Source organism: Nocardia sp. NPDC006044 (assembly GCF_042871115.1).
Taxonomy (GTDB): domain Bacteria; phylum Actinomycetota; class Actinomycetes; order Mycobacteriales; family Mycobacteriaceae; genus Nocardia.
Genome location: NZ_JBIAID010000002.1, coordinates 1 through 19,684, shown reverse-complemented (window position 1 = coordinate 19,684; position 19,684 = coordinate 1). Strand labels below are relative to the sequence as shown.

The 19,684-nt window shown below is 69.5% G+C and carries 19 protein-coding genes; 8 read left to right on the top strand and 11 right to left on the bottom strand.

Translation table 11 applies throughout. The features are described from left to right. Positions 1-11 precede the first annotated feature (11 nt). Positions 12-635 (top strand): phosphoribosyltransferase, encoded by a 624-nt coding sequence (locus ACFYO1_RS17630; RefSeq protein WP_387231984.1) that lies wholly within the window; start codon positions 12-14, stop codon positions 633-635. A 12-nt stretch (positions 636-647) separates the two neighbouring features. Here ACFYO1_RS17630 and ACFYO1_RS17625 read toward each other — a convergent pair whose 3' ends face one another. The 5 genes from ACFYO1_RS17625 to ACFYO1_RS17605 all read right to left on the bottom strand — a co-directional run bounded on the left by ACFYO1_RS17625 (position 648) and on the right by ACFYO1_RS17605 (position 4,590). Continuing rightward, the gene (locus tag ACFYO1_RS17625; protein ID WP_387231982.1) at positions 648-1,172 is read right to left on the bottom strand and encodes a gamma carbonic anhydrase family protein; all 525 of its coding nucleotides are present in this window, start codon (positions 1,170-1,172) and stop codon (positions 648-650) included. 72 nt (positions 1,173-1,244) lie between these two features. Then, entirely contained in the window at positions 1,245-2,078 is an 834-nt protein-coding gene (locus tag ACFYO1_RS17620) for an ESX secretion-associated protein EspG (protein ID WP_387231980.1), read from the bottom strand. Then, positions 2,075-3,394 (bottom strand): hypothetical protein, encoded by a 1,320-nt coding sequence (locus ACFYO1_RS17615; protein WP_387231978.1) that lies wholly within the window; start codon positions 3,392-3,394, stop codon positions 2,075-2,077. Before ACFYO1_RS17615 ends, ACFYO1_RS17620 begins: the two co-directional genes overlap by 4 nt. Then, positions 3,387-3,827: a hypothetical protein gene (locus tag ACFYO1_RS17610; RefSeq protein ID WP_387231976.1), complete on the bottom strand. Its 441-nt coding sequence runs from the start codon at positions 3,825-3,827 to the stop codon at positions 3,387-3,389. The genes ACFYO1_RS17615 and ACFYO1_RS17610 overlap by 8 nt, the downstream gene beginning before the upstream one ends. A 37-nt stretch (positions 3,828-3,864) precedes the next feature. Continuing rightward, positions 3,865-4,590 (bottom strand): alpha/beta hydrolase, encoded by a 726-nt coding sequence (locus ACFYO1_RS17605; protein WP_387231975.1) that lies wholly within the window; start codon positions 4,588-4,590, stop codon positions 3,865-3,867. A 170-nt stretch (positions 4,591-4,760) separates the two neighbouring features. On the opposite strand from ACFYO1_RS17605, the gene ACFYO1_RS17600 reads away from it, so the two are divergent. After that, entirely contained in the window at positions 4,761-5,684 is a 924-nt protein-coding gene (locus tag ACFYO1_RS17600; protein WP_387231973.1) for an SMP-30/gluconolactonase/LRE family protein, read from the top strand. On the opposite strand, the gene ACFYO1_RS17595 is transcribed toward ACFYO1_RS17600, so the two are convergent. After that, on the bottom strand, positions 5,669-6,649 hold the full coding sequence (locus ACFYO1_RS17595; protein WP_387231971.1) for a helix-turn-helix transcriptional regulator: 981 nt from the start codon (positions 6,647-6,649) through the stop codon (positions 5,669-5,671). The two genes, ACFYO1_RS17600 and ACFYO1_RS17595, sit on opposite strands and share 16 nt — an antisense overlap. Positions 6,650-6,746: 97 nt before the next feature. On the opposite strand from ACFYO1_RS17595, the gene ACFYO1_RS17590 reads away from it, so the two are divergent. Next, positions 6,747-7,892 carry an epoxide hydrolase family protein gene (locus tag ACFYO1_RS17590; RefSeq protein ID WP_387231969.1) on the top strand — a complete coding sequence of 382 codons (1,146 nt, stop codon included), beginning with the start codon at positions 6,747-6,749 and terminating at the stop codon, positions 7,890-7,892. A gap of 42 nt (positions 7,893-7,934) precedes the next feature. Here the strand turns inward: ACFYO1_RS17590 and ACFYO1_RS17585 are convergent, their stop codons facing one another. After that, positions 7,935-8,837, bottom strand: coding sequence for a hypothetical protein (locus tag ACFYO1_RS17585; RefSeq protein WP_387231967.1), 903 nt, complete (start codon positions 8,835-8,837; stop codon positions 7,935-7,937). 206 nt (positions 8,838-9,043) lie between these two features. Between ACFYO1_RS17585 and ACFYO1_RS17580 the strand changes: the two genes are divergently transcribed. Further along, positions 9,044-10,216: an acyl-CoA dehydrogenase family protein gene (locus ACFYO1_RS17580; RefSeq protein WP_378720852.1), complete on the top strand. Its 1,173-nt coding sequence runs from the start codon at positions 9,044-9,046 to the stop codon at positions 10,214-10,216. A 9-nt stretch (positions 10,217-10,225) separates the two neighbouring features. Beyond that, the gene (locus ACFYO1_RS17575) at positions 10,226-11,353 is read left to right on the top strand and encodes an acyl-CoA dehydrogenase family protein (RefSeq protein ID WP_387231965.1); all 1,128 of its coding nucleotides are present in this window, start codon (positions 10,226-10,228) and stop codon (positions 11,351-11,353) included. A gap of 39 nt (positions 11,354-11,392) precedes the next feature. Here ACFYO1_RS17575 and ACFYO1_RS17570 read toward each other — a convergent pair whose 3' ends face one another. After that, positions 11,393-11,899, bottom strand: a complete 507-nt coding sequence (locus tag ACFYO1_RS17570; RefSeq protein ID WP_387231963.1) for a hypothetical protein — start codon at positions 11,897-11,899, stop codon at positions 11,393-11,395. Positions 11,900-12,277: 378 nt separating this feature from the next. Here ACFYO1_RS17570 and ACFYO1_RS17565 point away from each other — a divergent pair, with 378 nt between their 5' ends. After that, positions 12,278-12,487: a hypothetical protein gene (locus ACFYO1_RS17565; RefSeq protein WP_387231961.1), complete on the top strand. Its 210-nt coding sequence runs from the start codon at positions 12,278-12,280 to the stop codon at positions 12,485-12,487. Positions 12,488-12,606: 119 nt separating this feature from the next. Further along, positions 12,607-13,440, top strand: coding sequence for a GNAT family N-acetyltransferase (locus ACFYO1_RS17560; RefSeq protein WP_387231959.1), 834 nt, complete (start codon positions 12,607-12,609; stop codon positions 13,438-13,440). Positions 13,441-13,473: 33 nt separating this feature from the next. Here ACFYO1_RS17560 and ACFYO1_RS17555 read toward each other — a convergent pair whose 3' ends face one another. The 3 genes from ACFYO1_RS17555 to ACFYO1_RS17545 all read right to left on the bottom strand — a co-directional run bounded on the left by ACFYO1_RS17555 (position 13,474) and on the right by ACFYO1_RS17545 (position 18,572). After that, positions 13,474-15,117 carry a serine/threonine-protein kinase gene (locus ACFYO1_RS17555; RefSeq protein WP_387231957.1) on the bottom strand — a complete coding sequence of 548 codons (1,644 nt, stop codon included), beginning with the start codon at positions 15,115-15,117 and terminating at the stop codon, positions 13,474-13,476. A 61-nt stretch (positions 15,118-15,178) separates the two neighbouring features. Continuing rightward, positions 15,179-17,005 (bottom strand): protein kinase, encoded by a 1,827-nt coding sequence (locus ACFYO1_RS17550; protein ID WP_387231955.1) that lies wholly within the window; start codon positions 17,003-17,005, stop codon positions 15,179-15,181. 148 nt (positions 17,006-17,153) lie between these two features. Beyond that, positions 17,154-18,572: a serine/threonine-protein kinase gene (locus ACFYO1_RS17545; RefSeq protein WP_387231953.1), complete on the bottom strand. Its 1,419-nt coding sequence runs from the start codon at positions 18,570-18,572 to the stop codon at positions 17,154-17,156. Positions 18,573-18,701: 129 nt separating this feature from the next. Between ACFYO1_RS17545 and ACFYO1_RS17540 the strand changes: the two genes are divergently transcribed. Continuing rightward, positions 18,702-19,472, top strand: coding sequence for a deoxyribonuclease IV (locus tag ACFYO1_RS17540; protein ID WP_387231951.1), 771 nt, complete (start codon positions 18,702-18,704; stop codon positions 19,470-19,472). The last annotated feature ends 212 nt before the right edge of the window (positions 19,473-19,684 follow it).

Here is a 19,684-nt window from a genome sequence, read left to right as displayed (position 1 = left end):
CGTTTCAGTGGATGATCTACACCGATCGGACGGCCGCCGGTCGCGCGCTCGCCACGCATCTGGACCACTTGCGCGCGGCCGATCCGCTGCTGCTCGGTCTGCCTCGCGGCGGGGTCCCGGTGGCCGCCGGAGTGCGCGAGATCATCGGCGGTGACTTGGACATCCTGCTGGTCCGCAAGCTCGGCGTGCCGTGGCAGCCGGAGCTGGCGATGGGCGCGATCGGCGAGGGCGGGATCCGGGTGCTCAACCCGGATGTGTTGTCGCACATCGGGATAACGCCGCGGGAGTTCGCCGGGATCGAAGACCTCGAGCGCGCGGAACTGGATCGCCGCCGGATGGTGTGGCGGGGCGACTCGGCGCCGATCCCGCTCGACGGACGCACCGTGGTGATCGTCGACGACGGAATGGCCACCGGCGCGACCGTCGTGGTCGCCTGCCGGGTCGCCCGCCTGCATCGGCCGGCCCAGGTCGTGGTCGCGATCCCGGTCTCCTCGGCCGAGGCCCTGCGCAGAGTCGCCGCGGAAGCCGACCAGATCGTCTGCCCCCTGGTCCCGGAGACCCTCGGCGGCGTCGGCACCGCCTACGAAGACTTCCACCAGCTCGAGGACGACGAGGTCACCACCCTGCTCGCCTGAGTTCTGCGTCTGTCAGACCTCGGTGATCCCCTTGCGGTGGCGTTGTGCGAGTTCGGCGTAGAAGGTGGGGTTGAGTTGGATCCACATCTGGGCCTGGGTGCCTTCAATGGGGCGCTTCACTACGGCGGGGGAGCCCGCGGCAAGTACGCCGTCGGGGATTTCGGTGCCGGGCTGCACCAGCGAGTGCGCGGCGATCATCGAACCGGCGCCGATCTTCGCCAGATCCAGCACCGTGGTTCCGTTGCCCACAATGGCTTCCGCGCCGACCGACGCGCCGTGGAACACCACGCTGTGCGCGATCGTCGCGCCCGCCCCGATCTCCATCGGCACGTCCGGCGGCACGTGCAGCACCGCGTTGTCCTGGATGTTGGCGCGCTCGCGGATGATGATCGGCGCCAGGTCCGCGCGCAGCACCGCGCCGTACCAGATCGAGGCGCCCGCCTCGACCCGCACGTCGCCGATCAGGGTCGCGGTCGGCGCGATGAACGCGGTCGGATCGACTTGCGGGCGTTTGCCTTCGAATTCATAGAGGGGCATCCGACCACCGTAACGCCGGGAGCGCGCCGCGGTCCGGGACGGTTTGGGGGACCGACCGCACGCAATCCGTGACTACCAGCGGTCGGCGTAGGCCCCGGCCCGCTCGGCGGCGGTGACCATCGGGCGCAGCTGTGCGATGAATCCGTGTGCGGTCACCGGAATGATGTCCACGTCCGTGCCGGTGCGCACCGAATAGCGGCCGTCGTCGACCACATCGATCCAGCAGAGCACCCCGAACGGCCGCAGCTCGCCCGCGCCGCGCCGGGCGGACACCACGATCTGGCCGATGCCGTCGCGCGGCTGCCGCAACATTCTGCGAATCCGGCTGGGCACGGTCGGCCCGGCGACCGGCACCGTGACCAGGTCGCGACTGTCCTCGCCGACCCGGGCCAGCGGCGCGGTCAGGCGCGGGGTGGTGCCCGGTGTGCGCTCCGGCAGCATCGAAACGACCCGGGCGGTCAGGCTTTTCACACTCCCTACGAACAGCCGGATATCCCCGCCGCGATCCGCAGTGGCGCCGGGACGCTGCGCGGCCACCACCGCGACGTTGCCTGCCGCGGCACCCAGCACCCGCACCGGCCGGACCATCCCCGCCTCGGAGTCTCCCGCACCGATATCGCCGGCCGCGGCGTGGAGTGCCCGTCCGGTCGGCGTATCCGAACTCGGCGTGACGGTGCGCTCGCCGAACACCTCGATCCGCAGTTCCGGCGCGCCGAGCACGCGCAGCGCCGCCTCCAGATCGGGGTCGAGCACCCGATCACACCAACTCTGTAAGGCCGGCAGCTGCGCGTCCCGCTCGACGGTGTCGCGTGCGGACAAGCGAACGGCCAGCGGGTACGGAATGCGATCACCGTCGGTACGCGCCCAGGCCAGCGCGAACTGGTCCGGCGTCAGCGTCCAATTCACTCCAGCTCGGTCCACTCGCCGAGCACCGGCGGCGTGGTCGGATCGATGGAACCGATCAGCTCGCCGTTGTCGTCGGCCGGTTCGAGGTAGGTCGGCAGGTCGTCGAAGTGGAAGTCGTCCTCGTCCTCGTCGTCGAAGCGCGGGGCGCGCGCGTTCGCCGCGGCGCTGGCGGCGACGCTGGCGCCGTGGCGCGGCGCGTCACCGACGGCCATCGCGCCGCCCATCAGGCCGCCCATCGCACCGGCGCCGAGCCCGGCGACCGCGTCGCTGCCGCTGGGGGAGTTGGTCCGGCGTTCATCGCGTTTGCGTTGTTCGTCCGGGGTGCCCGCGCCCACGGTGCCCGGGGCGCCGGGCACGCTGATCGGTGCGGCCGTCGAGGCGGTGGTGGTGTTCGGTGCCGCGGCGGTGGCGGGCGCGGTGTGCAGCCGGGTCGCGGCCGGGGCCAGGGAGACCGGAGTGTCCGCCGCGGCCGCGGTGACCCTGGGTGCCGCCGGGGCGGCGGGACCTCCGGCATCGGTGACCGCGCTCGACGCCGCCACCGTCGCGGGTGGGGTCGCCGCGGGCTGGTCATCCGCGGGCGTGGCTTGCCCGGACGTCGGTGCGGCGGCGGGTGCGTCGACCGGTTGTGTCGCGGCCTCCGGCATCTGCGCCGGAAGCTGTTGCGCGACCGGCGTTCCGGCGTCGACGCCGGCCCCGGTGACCTTCGCGGCGGGGGTCCCGCTCGGCGCGGCCGGCGCCTCGCCGAACTGTTCGTCCAGGAACGCGGGCACGTTGTTGCCGGTCGGAATGAACACCCCGGCGTAGATGTCGTTCATCGAGCGCACGATGTCCTGCCGCGTGTGCTCGGTCGTCTTCTGGTCGGCGACATTGCTGGTCGCCGCGGTCGGATCCAGCAGCGCGGCACCCAGATCGGGCGCCTTCCCGGACGGTGCGGATACCGCGGCCCGCAGCGCCTCCGCCGCGTCGGCCGCCTGGCCGAGCCGCTGCGAGACCACCGCGAGCACGTCCGCGAGATCCTGGCCGGTCTGTTCGAACCCGTACACGGCCTCGACCGCCTGCTGCGCCGCGCTGCCGCGCCAGCCGTCGGCGATGTCCGCCCGAATCTCGATGTGCGCCTGCGAGATCGCCTCGGCCAGCCCCGCCGCCGCGTCACCCCAGGCCTGCTGACCGCCGCTGAGCACCGCTGGATCGAGCAGTCGGACCTTGTCGTGGATTTCCTGATGGGTCAGGTTGTCGAAGACCTCGACATTCGGCGCGTACGCCGGATCGTTGCGCCGGGCGAGCAACCGCTCGGGCGTGCGGGGCAACTTACGCATGCGCCGCCCCCTCCGCGTCGATCCGGCCGACGGCCGAGGCGAGTACGTGGTCGGCCCGGTGGTAGGCCGCGCCGGCAGCCCGGAAGGTCAGCGCGAGTTCCCTGGCGGCTTCGGCGTATTCCCACATCCGGGTGAGTGCGCCGTGCGCCTTGGTTTCGAAGCCGGCGCGCAACGCGTCACCGGAGGCGAATCCGCCGAACCCGGGCAGCGACGAGGCGGCGCTGAGCGTGCGGATCTGGTCCTCGATCTGATTGGCGAGTTGCTCGTAGCGGCGCGCGCAGCGTTCGTGCACTCCGTCCGCCACGAGCACGCGGTCGATCCACAGGTCCCCGTCGTCGACCGCGCTGTGTAACCCCGCGGCACTGGCTCCGGGCGCCGCGAAAGCCGAAAGATCCGGGCTCCCGACCCCGTTGGCGTTCTCCTCAGCTGGCATCTGACGTCCCCCTTCCTCATCTCTGAGCAGGCTCAGTTCACGGGCGCCGAGCCAACCCCACGACGGCACCCTGCATCCAGTCCGCGATGTCGGCGGCGACCCGCGCGTGCACCGGCTCGTGCAGCAGATCGTGCCCGGCATCGGTGTACTCGCGTAAATGTACCGACTCGTGGCGCTGAGTCCATACCCTGACCGCATCAATCGGCGCCCGCCGGTCCTCGACGCCGTGCACCGCGAGGATCGGAAGCCCGCGCGGCAGTGGTGTTCCCAGCGCGTCCGGGGTACCGCCGCCGAGCGCCCGTTTCGAGACGCCGGACAGCACCAGGCCGCGCACCGCGTCCGCCGGGATCGCCGGTCGCAGCGGGTAGGCGCGTTCCACCGCGGCGGCGTCCGCGGTCGTCCCGCGCGCTTGCGGCTCCGCCGCGCCGAACAGGCCGAGCACGGTGACCGCGCCGAGCGAATGCCCCATCAGGACCAGCGGCGGTCCCGGCTCCGTGGCCCGGACGAGATCGAACAGCATCCGCGCGTCCGCGACCAGCTCGGCCAAGGTGCCCGGATTGTCGTGCTCGCCCTCGCTGAGGCCCTGCCCGTAGGTATCGAGCGCCCACGTCCCGATGTCCGCGGTCCGGAGCGTGCGCGCGAACCGGTGATAGTGACCGCTGTGCTGACCGGATCCCGGGAGCAACAGCACGGTCGCGACGCTGTTTTCGACCGGCCACCGCCGATAGTGCATCCGGCCGCGCTCGCCGTCGAAAAATGGCATTCCCCGATCTTGCCAAATATTTTGCCGCTCAGGGGACTTCATGCGGCGCCCGAGCGGGCGCGGCACGTTTTCGCCCCGGCCACGCCTGGTGTGAGAACGGACTGCTTCTGTTCAGGTGGCTAGACTGCCAGCCGATCGTCGTGCCGTCTTACCCGAGACCGAGGTGCCCGTTGAGAACACTCCGTCGCCCAGGTTCGCTGCTGTGGCCCGCCGCACTCGTCGCGCTGGCGTGTACCGCACCTATTGCTACGGCGGACCCGATCGTCGCCGCGCCGCCGATCGCCGCGTGCGCGCCCGCGTTCGCGGCCACCGCGATGCCCGCCGGGGTGCCGATGCTCGACTGGTCGGAGAACGTCGGCTATGACGCCCAGGGCAACCTGTGGGTGTCCCGGCTCTACCGCAACGAGGTGCAGCGATACGACCGTTCGGGCGCACTGACCGCGACGGTTCCCGTCGAATTCCCCGGCGCCGTGCGCAGCGGACCGGACGGACTGCTCTACGTCGTCTACGGCGACTCACCGACCAGCGCGATTCGTCCCGGTGGTGTCGTCCGTTTCGATCCGGCCGCCGTGAACCCGAAACCGGAGGTCTTCGTTTCCGGGTTCACGTTTCCCAATGGCGCGGCCTTCGATGAGACGGGCGATCTCTATGTCGCGTCCACCGTCGGCGTGATCCGAGTGCGCCGGGACGGGAGCGTCGACACCGCGTGGACCGAGAAGGCGGCGAAGTTGGGTGCCAATGGGATTGTGGCGCAGGGGCGTTCGCTGTATGTGACGGCCAATGGCGGCCCGCTCGGCCAGATTCTCCGAGTCTCGATCGATGATCCGGGCAACCAGACCGTGGTCGCGAACCTCGCCTCGGCGTTGCCCGGCGTCCCGGATTTCGCCGACGACCTGCTCATCGATGCCGGCGGAATCCTTTACGTCACCACGCTTTCCGGCCAGCTGGTCCGCGTCGATCCGGCCACCGGCGTGGCCTGTGCGGTGCTGTCCGGTGAACCGTTGACCTCGGTCGTCGCCACGCCCGGCCGGCCTGACGAGCTCCTGGCCGGCACCGAGGGCGGCGCGGTCCTGCGAGTTCAGTTGCCGCGCTGAGCTTCCGGGCCGACGGCGCGTTCGATTCGCGCGGATACCGTACGCAGCGCGCGGATCAGCTCCGGTGGTTCGTGCACAGTGAACTCGACGCCGAGCGCGATCAGCCTGTGCGCCAACCACTCCGGTGAGTCGTCGCGGAGGGTGTCCAGGCGGCAGGTGTCCTCGTCGATCGCGACAATGTCACCCGGTTCGTCACCCACCCGGCCGGTGATCCGCCGCGCCGCCGCGTGGAAAGTGACCGAAAGCCGGAAAGTGGGCGTACCCCAGTCGGTCCGGCGACCGGCCACATACGCCGCGGGATCGGTGGCGGGCAGTGCGCGTGGAGTGAAGCGCGCCGCTGTCGGCTGCGGACGTTCGATCCGATCGACCCGGTAGATCCGCCAGTCGTCACGGTCGAGGTCATACCCGACGAGATACCACCGGTGCCGCGATGGTGCGAGCCCGACCGGTTCGGCATGCCGGCGCGATTGCCTGCCGTCACCGTCGCGATACCCGAAACGCACTCGCTCCCGGTTGGTTACGGCCGCGGCCAGTGCCGTCAGCACCTCCGGATCCACCAGCGGACCGGTATCGGTCGGCAGGGCCAGCGCGGTGCCGAGCACCCGTACCCGGCGGCGCAGCTTGGCCGGCAGCACCTGCTCCAGCTTGGTCAGCGCCCGCACGGACGACTCCTCGATGCCCGCGACCGCGTACCCCGCGGCCGCGCGCAGTCCGACCGCGATGGCCACCGCCTCGTCGTCCTCGACCAGCAGCGGCGGTAACGCCGCCCCGGCGACGAGCCGGTACCCGCCCGCCGCCCCCATCGTCGCCTCGACCGGGTAGCCCAGCTCACGCAGCCGGTCGACGTCGCGGCGCACCGTCCGATCGGTGACGCCCAGCCGTTCGGCCAGTTCGCTACCCGGCCATTCGCGCGGAGTCTGGAGCAATGACAGCAGCCGAAGCAGCCGTGCCGGTGTGTCGTTCATGGATCCGAGAATTCCAGATAACTAGGACATAGATGGTCCTACATGGGTTCTAGCGTGGTGCACAGATCGCAAGACAGACAGGCAAGGAGCCCCACCGATGACCGACCACCGCACCGCCGTTCGGCCGTTCCGCATCGACATCCCGCAGGCGGACCTGGACGACCTGCACGACCGGTTGCGCCGCGCCCGCTGGTCACCGCAGCTGCCGGGCCCGGGCCGCGACCGCGGCGTTCCGGTCGACTATCTGCGCGAGCTCGCCGACTACTGGCGCACCGAATTCGACTGGCGCGCACAGGAAGCGGCGCTCAACGAGTTCCCCCAGTTCCGCACCGAGATCGACGGCCTCGACGTGCATTTCGTGCATGTGCGCTCGCCCGAGCCGGACGCGGTGCCGCTGATCCTGACCCACGGCTGGCCGAACACCTTCGTCGAATTCACCAAGACCATCGAGTTGCTCGCCGATCCACGCAAGCACGGCCTCGATCCGGCGCAAGCCTTCCACGTGGTCGTGCCGTCGGTGCCCGGGTTCGCGTTCTCGGCAGCGCCGCAGGACATGGGGATGACGCCGCGCCGGGTGGCCGAGATGTGGCTGGTGCTGATGGACCGGCTCGGTTACCGGCGATTCGGTGCCCAAGGCGGCGACCTCGGCGCGTATGTGGTGCCCGAGCTGGCGATCGCCGCACCGGACCGGGTGCTGGGCGCGCACATCGACGGCGGTATCGGCATGCCGAGCGCGGCCGATGTGCCGACCATGACGCCGGAGGAGCGGGCCGAATGGGATCAGATGCAGAAATGGATGACCGGGGTGAACCACCACGTCCTGCTGCATGCCGCGCCGCAGACCTTCGCGCACGCGTGGACCGACTCTCCGGTCGGCCTGCTCGGCTGGCTGACGCACAAGTTCGACGAATTCACCCCGCTCGCCGACCGGGCCGAGGACGTCATCGACCGCGACCACCTGCTGACCAACATCAGCCTGTACTGGTTCACCAATACCGCGGCCACCTCGTCCTGGCCGATGTACAACGGCCTGGGCGACAACGGATTCGCCTGGCCGAAGGGCCAAAAGCTGGTTCCGACCGGTGTTTACGCCGGCGGCTCGGCGCTGATGCTGCGACTTGCCCAGCGCGACAACGACATCGTGCACTGGCCGGAGGGCAATTCCGGCAATCACTTCGTCGCGATGGAACTTCCGCGGATGCACGTCGCCGACATCCGGGCCTTCTTCGCCAAGGTGCGCTGAATCGAGCGGTGCGGCACCGCCGTTCGCGGCGGTGCCGTCGGGTCAGTTGGCCGGGGCCGGCTTGGTGAACTCGCCGTGCACGGCGGCGCCCGCGGGCGCACCAGGGGCGGACGGTGCGGGCGGCGGTGCCGGTGCAGGCGCCGGAGCGGGCTCAGGCGACGGGGGAGCCACCGGGGCCGGCGCGGGAGGCGGCGCCGGGGCGGGCTTCTGCTCGGTGGTCGGCGCGGGCGCGGGCAGCGGGCCGGTCTCGGTCCCGTTCGGTCCGGGCGTGACCAGTCCGCCGGGAGCATTCGTGTTGGACGGCGCCGGATGCGCCACCGGCTGGTCGGGCACCATGAAGGTGCCGACGGTCGGCGTCATCACGCAGTGCGCGAACGGGTAGTCGATGATGCCCCACATCGACGCGATCACCGTGCCGGGCCCGCTGTTCACCGTCTTGGACAACGACGGCAGGCCGTACTCGGTGATGTCGTCGAGCGAATCGATGCCGCTGGCGCCGTTGTTGATGTTCAGCCAGGCCACCACGAGGCCGGAGGCAAGCGGCGTGCCGGTGTGCGCGGGGGTCGCGCTGAACCGCAGCGAGCCCGGCGCGACATTGAGATCCTGGCTGTTGCCGACACCGTCGGTGGTCGCGGCCGCGATGATCGTGGTGACCGGGCCGATGCTGCCACAGCCGAAAGTGGGTGCGGCATAGGCGAAAGGGGTGAAGGCGCTGGTGACGTGGCGCAGACCGGCGACATCGGCGAGCTTGGTGTACTGCGTCAGTGCGGCGACGCCCGCCTGCGCGGTCGGGTCGGGGCCTGCGGTCTCGTTGAGGTAGGTCAGCGCGGCGTCCAGCGGTGCCGGTTCGGGATCCGCGCCCGCCGTGCCACCCATGGTCAGCGCCGCGCCGATGCCGAGAGCCGTCACGGCCGTGGCGGCGCGTGCGATGGTCCTGCCGTTCACTCGAACTCCTCGATACGCAAAGTCTCGGGGTCCCCAACCCACGTGCAGCAACGTACCAGTTCGCTCGCAATACCGCCCGGGTAGCGCTGCCGTTCACCCGGTGTTGACGCCCGCGAGCGTGTCCTGCCGGTGTGATCCACTCGACAGTAGAGGATTACCGGAGGGTAGGTTGGACTCGGACGTACGAGACACAGACGGAGCTGCGTATGAAAATAAGCCTGTCCCCCGATGATGTCGCCTTCCGCGACGAACTGCGAAACATCTATCGGACCGAGATCCCCGCGGACATCCGTGAGCGCGCCAAGTACGGCCAGGAGCTGTCCCGCGCCGACATCGTCCGCTCGCACAAGACCCTCAACGAGCACGGCCTTGCCGTGCCGAACTGGCCGGTCGAGTGGGGCGGCAAGGACTGGACCCCGATGCAGCGCCACATCTGGCAGGACGAGATGCAGCTGGCCTCGGTGCCCGAGCCGCTCACGTTCAACGCGCAGATGGTCGGCCCGGTGATCGCGCACTTCGGCTCGCAGGAGCTCAAGGAGCGCTTCCTGCCACCCACCGCCGCGCTCGACATCTGGTGGTGCCAAGGCTTTTCCGAGCCCGACGCGGGGTCGGACCTGGCCTCGCTGCGCACCACCGCGGTGCGCGACGGCGACTCCTACATCGTCAACGGCCAGAAGATCTGGACCACCCTGGCCCAGTACGCGGACTGGATCTTCTGCCTGGTGCGGACCGACCCGAGCGCGCCGAAGAAGCAGGCGGGCATCTCGTTCCTGCTCTTCGACGTGAAGTCGCCCGGCGTCACCATCCGCCCGATCAAGCTGATCGACGGCGGTTACGAGGTCAACGAGGTGTTTTTCGAGAACGTGCGCGTCCCGGCCGATCAGCTGGTCGGCGAGGAGAACATGGGCTGGACCTACGCCAAGTTCCTGCTCGGCAACGAGCGCACCGGCATCACCGGCGTCGGCCGCACCAAGGTGAAGCTCGGTATCGCCAAAGAGTATGCGGCGCAGACGAAGTCGGGTGACGGCACGCTGCTGTCCGATCCGTTGTTCGCGGCTCGGATCGCCGAGCTGGAGAACGAGCTGCTCGCCCTGGAACTCACCCAGCTGCGCGTGGTCTCCAATTCCACCGACGGCAAGCCGAATCCGGCGTCCTCGGTGCTGAAGCTGCGCGGCTCGGAATTGCAGCAGGCCGCCACCGAACTGCTGGTCGACATCGCGGGCCCGGACGCGCTGCCGGTCGGCGCCGAGGGCATCGCTTCGCCCGGTTGGGCGCAGCGCAGTGGCCCCGGCTACCTGAACTATCGCAAGACAACCATCTACGGAGGCTCCAGCGAGGTGCAGCGCACCATCATCGCCTCCACGATCCTCGGATTGTGAGGCGCCGCCATGGATTTCGATCTCACCGATGAACAGGAAATGCTCCGCGACACCGTGCGCGACCTGCTCGCCCGCAACTACGACCCGGAGACCCGGCTGAAGGTGACCGACACCGAACTCGGCTGGAGCCGCGAGGTGTGGGGGCAGCTGGCCGAACTCGGCGTGCTCGGCCTGACTTTCTCCGAGGAGGACGGCGGCGTCGGCGCCGGCCCGGTGGAGACGATGGTCGTGCTGCACGAGGTCGGCCGCAGGCTGGCACCCGAGCCCATCCTGGACGCGGTGCTGGTGCCCGGTGCGCTGATCACCGCCGCGGGCAGCGCCGAACAGCGGCAGCGAGTGCTGCCGGAGGTGGCCGCGGGCAGCAAGCTGCTCGCCTTCGCCCATGCCGAGCCCGGCGTGCGCTGGCCGTCCACCGAACTGGCCACCACGGCTGTGCCGCAAGGCGACTCGTACGCGTTGACCGGCGTCAAGAACCCGGTCGCGCACGGCGACTGTGCCGACGAGCTGGTGGTCAGCGCGCAGTTGCCGGGTGGCGGGACCGGGCTGTTCCTGGTCGGCGCCGAGGCGGCCGGCGTCACCCGCAAGTCCTACCGCACGGTGGACGGCCAGCGTGGCGCGCAGCTCGAGTTCGAGCAGGCTCCGGCGGAGCTGCTCGGCGGCGATGGTGACGCGGCAGCGGCGATTCAGTCGGCGCTGGTGTTCGCGCAGGCGAGCCTGTGCGCGGAATCCGTCGGGGCGATGGAGGAGGCGCTGCGGCTGACCACCGATTACCTGAAGCAGCGCAAGCAGTTCGGGGTCACGCTGTCGAAGTTCCAGGCGCTCACGCACCGGGCGGCCGACATGTACGTCTCCCTGGAACTGGCGCGCAGCATGAGCCTGTACGCCACCGCGGCCGTCGCGGATGGTTCGAGCGACCCGCACGTCGCCTCGCGGGCCCGGCTCCAGGTGAGCCGGTCCGCGCGGCACATCGGTCAGGAAGCCATCCAGATGCACGGCGGCATCGGCGTCACCGCGGAGTACCCGGTCGGGCACTACGTGGCCCGGCTGACCGCGATCGAGCGCACGCTCGGCGGCGGGCTCGAGCATCTGCGGGTGCTCAGCGCGCGGGTCGGCGAGTACGCCCTGCCCGAGCTGTAAATCCTTGCGGTGGTGCGTTATCCGCGCACCACCGCGGGGTCACTCGTCGTCGGTGGACGGGCTGCCGTTCGGATGGGTGGACGGCTCGTCCGAAGTCGTCGTGGGCCGCGGCCTGGCGGTCGTCGGGCGGGGAGTGGTCCGCCGCGTCGTGGTGGCCTCGGTCGTGGTCGGCGATTCGGTTGTCGGCCTGGCGTCCTCGGACGGGCGCTCGTGCGGCGGGTTCCCGTTCGGCAGGGCGCCCGGCGCCTCCTCCGGGGGTGGGGTTTCGCCGGGCGTCGTGGTGCTGAACCCGGTGAACGGCGATGCGTGCGGCGCCTGGTAGGGCGCGATCTGCCAGGTCGGTGACGGCGGAATGGCCACCTTGGGCACGGTCAGGGTCGGGCCCTCGTGCGCTACCGGCGCGACATTGGGGTCCGACTGCAACGGCGGGGGCGCCACGTAGGTGTCCTGCTTGCCGATTCCGCAGGCGCCGATGAGGATGAGCCCGACCGAGATCGCGCCTGCGGCGATCGCCGGACCTGCGAGCTTGGTCCTGGTGCTCTCCATCGGTGATTCACTCCTGCTGCGGTTCGAGTCGGGATCACCTTACTCGAGCGCGGCCCACGCAGCCAGGCGAACGGTCGCCATCGGTGCGCCGACCAGGCACGATTTTAAACATCGGTAATTCAGATCTCGAATTGATATCTTCGGCGTGTCGTGGGCACGTGTCGCCATTATCCGGCGCGGCAGGTCGTAGCGTGTGAGCAAAGTTACGCGTGAGACGCCTGTACCCAGATGAGAGAAGCGTTGTGTGATGAACGCGGCATTGGTTCTCTGATCGGCGTCATCGAGGAGTAGATGATGGGAGCTTACTCGACAACGTCGCAGCGGGAGTCGTCGTCCGCAGCCGCCAAGGATGCGGTCTCGGCTACTTCGCAGCAGCTCATGTCGAACAAGTCAGCGCGCTCGCTGTCCACGATCATTTCGCGGACCTTCGCCTGGCTCTTCTTCGTCGGTGGAATCGTCGGGGCTGTCCTCGGCATCGCCGGCTTACACGTCGAAATCACCGTCGCCGGATTGATTCTCGCGTGCACCGCAGGACTGATCCTGCTCAAACTCCGCACGGGTGGTAGCGGCGGCAGCGAAACGGAGTGACGCCGGACCACTGAACGCCATGGCCGTCGGCGCTACTGGTCGGTCGGTTGCCCGGCCGTCCGTGCTGGTCGCCCAAAAATACGGGCGCGCAACGTTTTCGACGCCTACCGTGGATGATCATGAGGATCGAGATCACCACGGACGCGGCCGAGTTCCGCTCGCGCACCGAATCGTTCCTGCTCCGTGATCCGCTGCGGCACACCGTGATCACCACGAGCATCGCCAACCAGGTCGCCGGCCTGCACGCCGACGACGGATCCTCACGGTTCCTATCGTTATACGCCGACGACGCCACCGTGACCGGCGTCGCGATGCGGATCGAAGGCAGGGACGTGTATCTCGGGGAACTGCCCGCGGGCAGCGCGCCCGCGGTGGCCGACGCGCTGGCCGAGGTGGTCCCGGAAAGCAAAGGCGTGGAAGGTCTTGTCGCCGACGCGACGGCCTTCGCCGAGCGCTGGAGCGCCCGCTTCGACCTCGAATTCCAGCCGTCCTACACCACCCGGCTGTACCGGCTCGGCGCGCTGCGCGTCCCCGACGTGCCCGGGAAGGCCCGCCGGGCAACCGAATCCGAGCTGCCGCTGTGCCTGGAATGGGCCGCGGCCATGCACAACGACGCCGGGATACCGGCGGCCGCGCTGGACAAGGCCGCCATCGGCAAACGGGTCGCCGCGGGCATGGTCTGGTTCTGGGAGCGTGACGGTCGGCCGACAAGTTTTGCCGCCCACCAGATCCCGGTGAACGGCTGGGCCCGGATCGGCCTCGTCTACACCCCGCCGCAGGAGCGTGGCCACGGCTACGCCAGTGCCGTCACCGCGCACATCTCGCAGGTCCTGCGCGCCGACAGCCTGGACGTCTGCCTCTTCGCCGACCGAGCCAACCGCACCGCGGGCAAGATCTACCAGGCCATCGGCTTCCATCCCACCCACGAATTCGTGCACCACGAATTCGGTTAGCCGCCTTGGTATCGCGCCGCCGCTGCGGTGAACTCAGTTCAGCGGGGCGGCGGTCCACCATTGCATGAGTTCGGCTTGGTCGGCGATGAAACCCGCGCTGTACATGAGCATCGCGGCGCGCTGTGGGTCCGCGGTGAACTCGGTGATCATGCGCGGGCGTCGCTCGTCGCTGCCGTGCAGGGTGTAGTTGGTGTACTCGTGACCGTGGTTGGCCGCCGTGCTCCGGTCGTTGGCGGGTAGCCCGTCGAGCGCGGCGCGGGCGTCGGCGGGGGAGTTGTACAGATAGAACGAGAACGACGCCTTGTTCGGGCCGCCGAAGCAGCGCCACAGCACCAGCCAGTCGCCGAGGGCGGGGTCGTCGTTGTCGAGCGAGGGCGCAGCCCCTGGGGCATAGGCGAAGCAGCCCGCCTTGTTGTAGCCCGTTCCGGCCGGAACTAATTGCCGCGGTGTGGTTTCCGGCAGCATGGCGGAGAACTCGTTGCTCATTGCCGCGGCGTCGGCGCTCACCTGGCTGCGGTCGGGCGTCGGTCGCGGCGAGGTCGACGGTGTGGTGGTCCTCGCGCTGGTGCGTGTCGTGGTCGGGACGGTGCTCGCCGAGGTCGGGGCGGTGGACGTCGGGCTCGCGGAACCTGTTCCGCCGCGTGAGAATACGGTGATCGAGGCGATCAGGCCGGCGACCAGCAGGACACCGATCACGCTCCCGATCATGACGGTGGACCGCGAGCGACCGGGGCCACCGGTGAGCGGCGCGACGGGGGCGGGGGTTTCGGTGCCGCGCCCCCAGTGCTGCGCCACCGTGGGTGGCTGCCGCACCATGGACGGCTGGTCCACGGCCGGGAACGGCGCGAACTGCGGTGGCGCGGTGAGCGCATGCCATGCGGCATCGGCGAATTCGGCACAGGAGTCGAACCGGTGCTCGGCTCGCTTCGCCATCGCCTTGGCCAGCACCGCGTCCAGCGCCACCGGCAGGCCGGGGCGCAGGCGACTGACCGGCGGCGGTGGAGCCTGGAGATGGCCCTGGATCACCGCGACCGGGTTGGTGGCCTCGAACGGCACCGTTCCGGTCAGTAGCCGGAACAGTGTGCAGGCCAACGAGTATTGATCCGAGCGGTGATCGAGAATGGCGCCGGAAAGCTGCTCCGGCGACGCGTACGCCAGTGTGGCGGTGAACGTTCCGGTCTGGGTGAGCCGCCCGGTCTCGTCCCGGAAGCGGGCGATGCCGAAGTCGGTGAGAAACACCCGCTCGGCCGTGCCCCCGGCGCCCTCGAGCAAGATGTTGGCGGGCTTCACATCTCGATGCAGCACGCCGCGGCTGTGCGCGAAATCGAGCGCTTTCGCCGTCTCCGCGATGATCTGCACAGCCCGCTGCGGCGACAGCGACCAGGAGTCCACCGCGGCGGCATCGGTGCCGTCGATGTACTGCATCGAGATCCACAGCCGCTCGTCTTCGACGCCGCGGTCGAACACGGTCACGATGTTCGGGTGGTCGAGCCGGGCCACCAGGTCGGCCTCCCGCTCGAACCGGGTGCGGATCTCCTTGTCGTGGAACACTTCCGGGTTGAGCAGTTTCATCGCGGTCAAACGCGGCAGGCGTGGGTGCCGCGCCAGGTACACCGATCCCATGCCGCCTCGGCCGAGCAGGCGTTCGATGGTGTACCCGGCAAATTCTTCAAGCATCGCGTAGCGATCCGCTCAGGGGTGGTGGTCGGGTGACGGGTGGGCCCGGGGTGCAGCACTGTCAGTTCAGCGGCGCCGAGCGCCACCAGCGCAGGGTCTGATCGATGGAGCTGATGCCGTCGGTGAACATCAGGTACTGGGCGCGGTCCGGGTCGCCGGTGAAGGCGGTGACGATCTTGGGGCCGCCGGCGTCGAATTTGTAGTTGGTGTAGGACTTTCCGCCGTTGGAGTCGGTCGACTTGGTGTTGCTCGGCAGCGTCTTGAGCACCGATTGCGCGTCCGCGGCGGACTTGTAGACGTAGATGCGATACAGCGGATCCGAGTTGTCGCCGCCGCCGTAGCAGCGCCACTGCCACTGCCAGGCACCGAACTCGGGGTCGCCGTCGCTGGGCGACGGTGTGTAGCTGGTGTCGGTCTCCCAGCACTTCGCGCCGTTGTAGCCGACCGTCTCGGTCTTGGTGGCAGGCACCATGCGCGGGAATTCGGCGCTGATCGAGTCCGCGGTCGCGGGCACGGTGGCGCCCGGCCCGGTGCCGGCCGAGGTGGTCGTGGTGCTGCCGGCGGACGAGCCCGAATCGCTGACCGCGCCGATGATGGCGAGCACCACGACCAGCAGGATCACCACGGCCACGCAGATGCCGATGATGAGGCCGACATTCGATTTCCGTGGCCGCTGTCCGGCGACCCCGACCGGGGACATGGGCGGGGGCGGGGTGTAGTTGTAGCCCGACTGCGGACCGTGGTTGTACCCGCCCTGCGGTCCCGGGTACGGGTTGGCCTGCGGCGTCGGTCCGGTCCCGCGCGGCTGGGCCACCACGGTGGCCGGGGGCGGTGTCTGGAAGTTCGGCCCCGCAAGGTAATTCGGCCCACTCTGCGGTTGACCCTGACCGTGCGATACCTGGTAGGGCGCACCCGTGGTGGGGGTCTGCGGTCCGGCGGTCGGGCGCGGACCCGTGGTCGGCCGCGGCCCGGTCGCCGGGCGCGGTCCGTTCACCGGCGTCGGCGGCGCGGTGAACGGGCGCGGCCCGCCGACCACCGGCATCGACGGCACGCTGGGATTGGTGAGCGCATGCCGCGCGGCCGCGGCGAAGTCGGCGCAGCTGGGGTAGCGATCGTCCGGTCGTTTCGCCATAGCCTTGGCCAGCACGCTGTCCAGGGCATAGGGCAGGCCCTGGCGGTGGCTGCTCAGCGCGGGCGGCGCGCCTTGCAGATGTCCCTGGATGACCGCAGCGGGATTGGTCGCGGAGAACGGCCCGGTGCCGGTGAACAACCAGAACAACGAGCAGGCCAGCGAATACTGATCCGACCGGTGGTCCAGCGCGGAGCCGGTCAGTTGTTCGGGGGAGGCGTAAGCCAGTGTGGCGGTGAAGGTTCCGGTCTGGGTGAGATGGCCGGTGTCGTCCCGGAACCGGGCGATGCCGAAGTCGGTGAGGTACACCCGCTCGCCGCGGCCGCTGCCGGAGCGGGCCAGCAGGATGTTCGCGGGCTTCACATCACGATGCAGCACGCCGATGCCGTGCGCGTAGTCGAGGGCGTCCGCGGTTTCCTTGATGATCTGCACGGCGCGCTCGGGTGGCAGCGCCTGCGGTTGCACCGAGGCGGCGTCGATGCCGTCGATGAACTGCATGGAGATCCACAGTTGCTCGTCCTCGAGCCCGCGGTCGTAGACCGTGACGATGTTCGGGTGATCGAGCTGGGCGACCAGATCCGCCTCCCGTTCGAACCGCGCCCGCACCTCCTTGTCGAAGAACATCTCCCGGTTCAGCAGCTTCAGCGCGGTCATCCGCGGCAGTCGCGGATGTTTCGCCAGGTAGACCGAACCCATGCCACCGCGACCCAGTTGCCGCTCGATGACATAACCGGCGAAAACGTCACCGCTGGCCAGCATGTCTGCTCCACTTCCCGCCGCCCGCCGGGACCCACCGACGAACAGGCGCACAGCATAAGAACACGTGATCAGGCACGGGCCGGACCACGGAAAACATCGAAACCATAGCAGTTGTCACTGAACCGGCGGCGGCCCAGCGAAAGCGGGGTCACGCCAGTGACATTCGATAGCCGATAGCTATCGGTGGAGGCCGCGCGTCCGGCGGCGGAGCCTGCCGCCGCGGTGTCGCACCGGGGCGCATCGGCAGGTCGGGCAGCTCGATCGTGCCGCGCCGGACCGGGCGGCGCGGCGGGAGAAACGTCGCCGGCGGAACCGATCGCGGCGGGGGTGGCGTGGATCTGGTTGGCGGCGTGGTCGATTCGTGCTGCGCGGGTGCCCGCCTGCCGGGCTGGTCCGGCGGAACCGATCTCGGCGGTGGCGGAACGGGGCTTCCCGGCGGTGGAACGGATGTCGGCGGCGGGACGGAACTCGGTGGCGGTGGTGCGGATCTGGTTGGCGGCGTTGCCGGTTCGTGCGGCGCAGGTACTCGTCTTCCGGTCTGGCCCGGCGGAACGGATCTCGGCGGCGGTGGCGTGGATGTGGTTGGCGGCGTTGCCGATTCGTGCGGCGCAGGTGCCAGCCTGCCGGTCTGGCCCGGCGGAACTGTCGAATGGCTTGGCGGGAGGAATGTGCGAGTAGGCGGTATCGGTCCGGGCCGTGCGTTGTGCACGGGACCGGCGGGACGGCGCGGGGTGCCGGCGGCGAGCGCGTGCCGTGCCGCGGCGGCGAACTCGGCGCAGTCGGCGAACCGATCGGCGGGCCGCTTGGCCATCGCTCGCGCCAGCACCCGGTCCAGCTCGGGCGGTAGTCCCGGCCGCATCCGGCTCAGCACGGGTATCGGCGCGTAGAGATGGCTGTTTACTACGGCAGCCGGATTCGCGCCGGGATAGGGCGCGACCCCGGTCAGCAGCCAGAACAATGTGCACGCGAGCGAGTACTGATCCGCCCGGTCGTCGAGCGGCTGCCCCATCAGCTGCTCCGGCGCGCCGAAGGCCAGGGTGGCGGTGATCGAACCCGCCGAGCCGATCGTGGTGTCGCTGCCGCGCACGCCGGCGATGCCGAAGTCGGTGAGCAGCACCCGCTCCGGTTGCCCGATCGGGGCCTTGGCCAGCAGGATGTTGGCCGGTTTCACGTCCCGGTGCAGCACCTGATTGGCATGCGCGAAGTCGAGGGCGATCGCGGTGTCGCTGATGATCTGGACGGCCCGCCCCGGCGCGAGCACGTTCACGTCCGCGCAGGAGGCGTCCGCGCCGGGCACGTACTGCATGGAGATCCACAGCTGCTCGTCCTCGGTACCGCGATCGAACACGGTGACGATGTTGGGATGGTCGAGCCCGGCGACCAGGTCGGCTTCCCGCTCGAACCGCCTGCGGATCTCCGTTTCGCGGTACAGCTCGCGTTTGAGCAGTTTGAGCGCGGTCAGCCGGGGCAGGCGCGGGTGCTGCGCCAGGTAGACGGTGCCCATGCCGCCGTGGCCGAGGACGCGTTTGATGACATAGCCGGCGAAGACCTGACCGGTCTGCAACATGGTGTTCACCCCCGTCTACGGGTCGAGCGCGCGGATACTACCGATGTATCTCGCCGGGCCCGCGCGATGCAACAAACCCCCGTCGGCAATCCGCGCAATGCTGTCGGTGGTGGTCGTTAAGCTGGCCGCATGCAGATTGGAGCACACGTCAGGCAGGACGGCGACCCGATCGGTTTCGGCGAGCAACTCGGCGCCGACGTCATCCAGATGTTCGTCGTCGACCCGCAGAGCTGGGACAAGCCCACTCCGCACCCGCGCACCGAGGAGATCCTGGCCAGCCCGATCGATGTGGTGGTGCACTCGTCCTACCAGATCAACGTGGCAAGCCTGAACAACCGGCTGCGGATGCCCTCGCGCAACGCGGTCGCCCAGCAGGCGAAGGCGGCCGCCGATCTCGGCGCGTTCGGCCTGGTCGTGCACGGCGGACACGTGCGCTCCGACGCGGAGTTGGAGACCGGAGTCGACAACTGGCGCAAGCTGTTCGAGCGTCAGCAGGACAAGGGCGGCTTCGCCGTACCGATCCTGATCGAGAACACCGCGGGCGGCAACCATGCCATGGCCCGGCATTTCGACTCGATCGCCCGATTGTGGGACGCGGTAGGCGATTTCGATGCTGGTTTTTGCCTGGACACCTGCCACGCCTGGGCCGGGGGTGAGGAACTGATCGGCGTCGTCGATCGAATCAAAGCCATTACCGGCCGAATCGACCTGGTGCACTTGAACTCCTCGCGAGACGAGTTCAATTCTGGTGCTGACCGGCACGCCAACTTCTCGGACGGCACCATCGATCCCGAACTGCTCGCGGAGGTCTGCAAGACCGCAGGGGCTCCGGTCATTTTGGAGACGCCGGGCGAGGGAGTGGCCGACGATTTGAAGTATCTGCGCGAACATTTGGGGTGAGGTTCGGGCGCGTCCGTCCGTCCGTCCGGGAGGGGGGAGGAAGGGGTGGGCTGTGCATTGTTGTTGGGGGCGGGTGTGGAGGGTGGCGGGTGCTGCGCACCCTCAGTGGAACTGGGGTGGGGTGCGGCGCACCCCGGGTCGGGTTGGTGGCCTCGTCATCGAGTCGAGTCAAAAGGTCGCGAGTTGATCTCCCAAAGCGACCTTTTGACTCG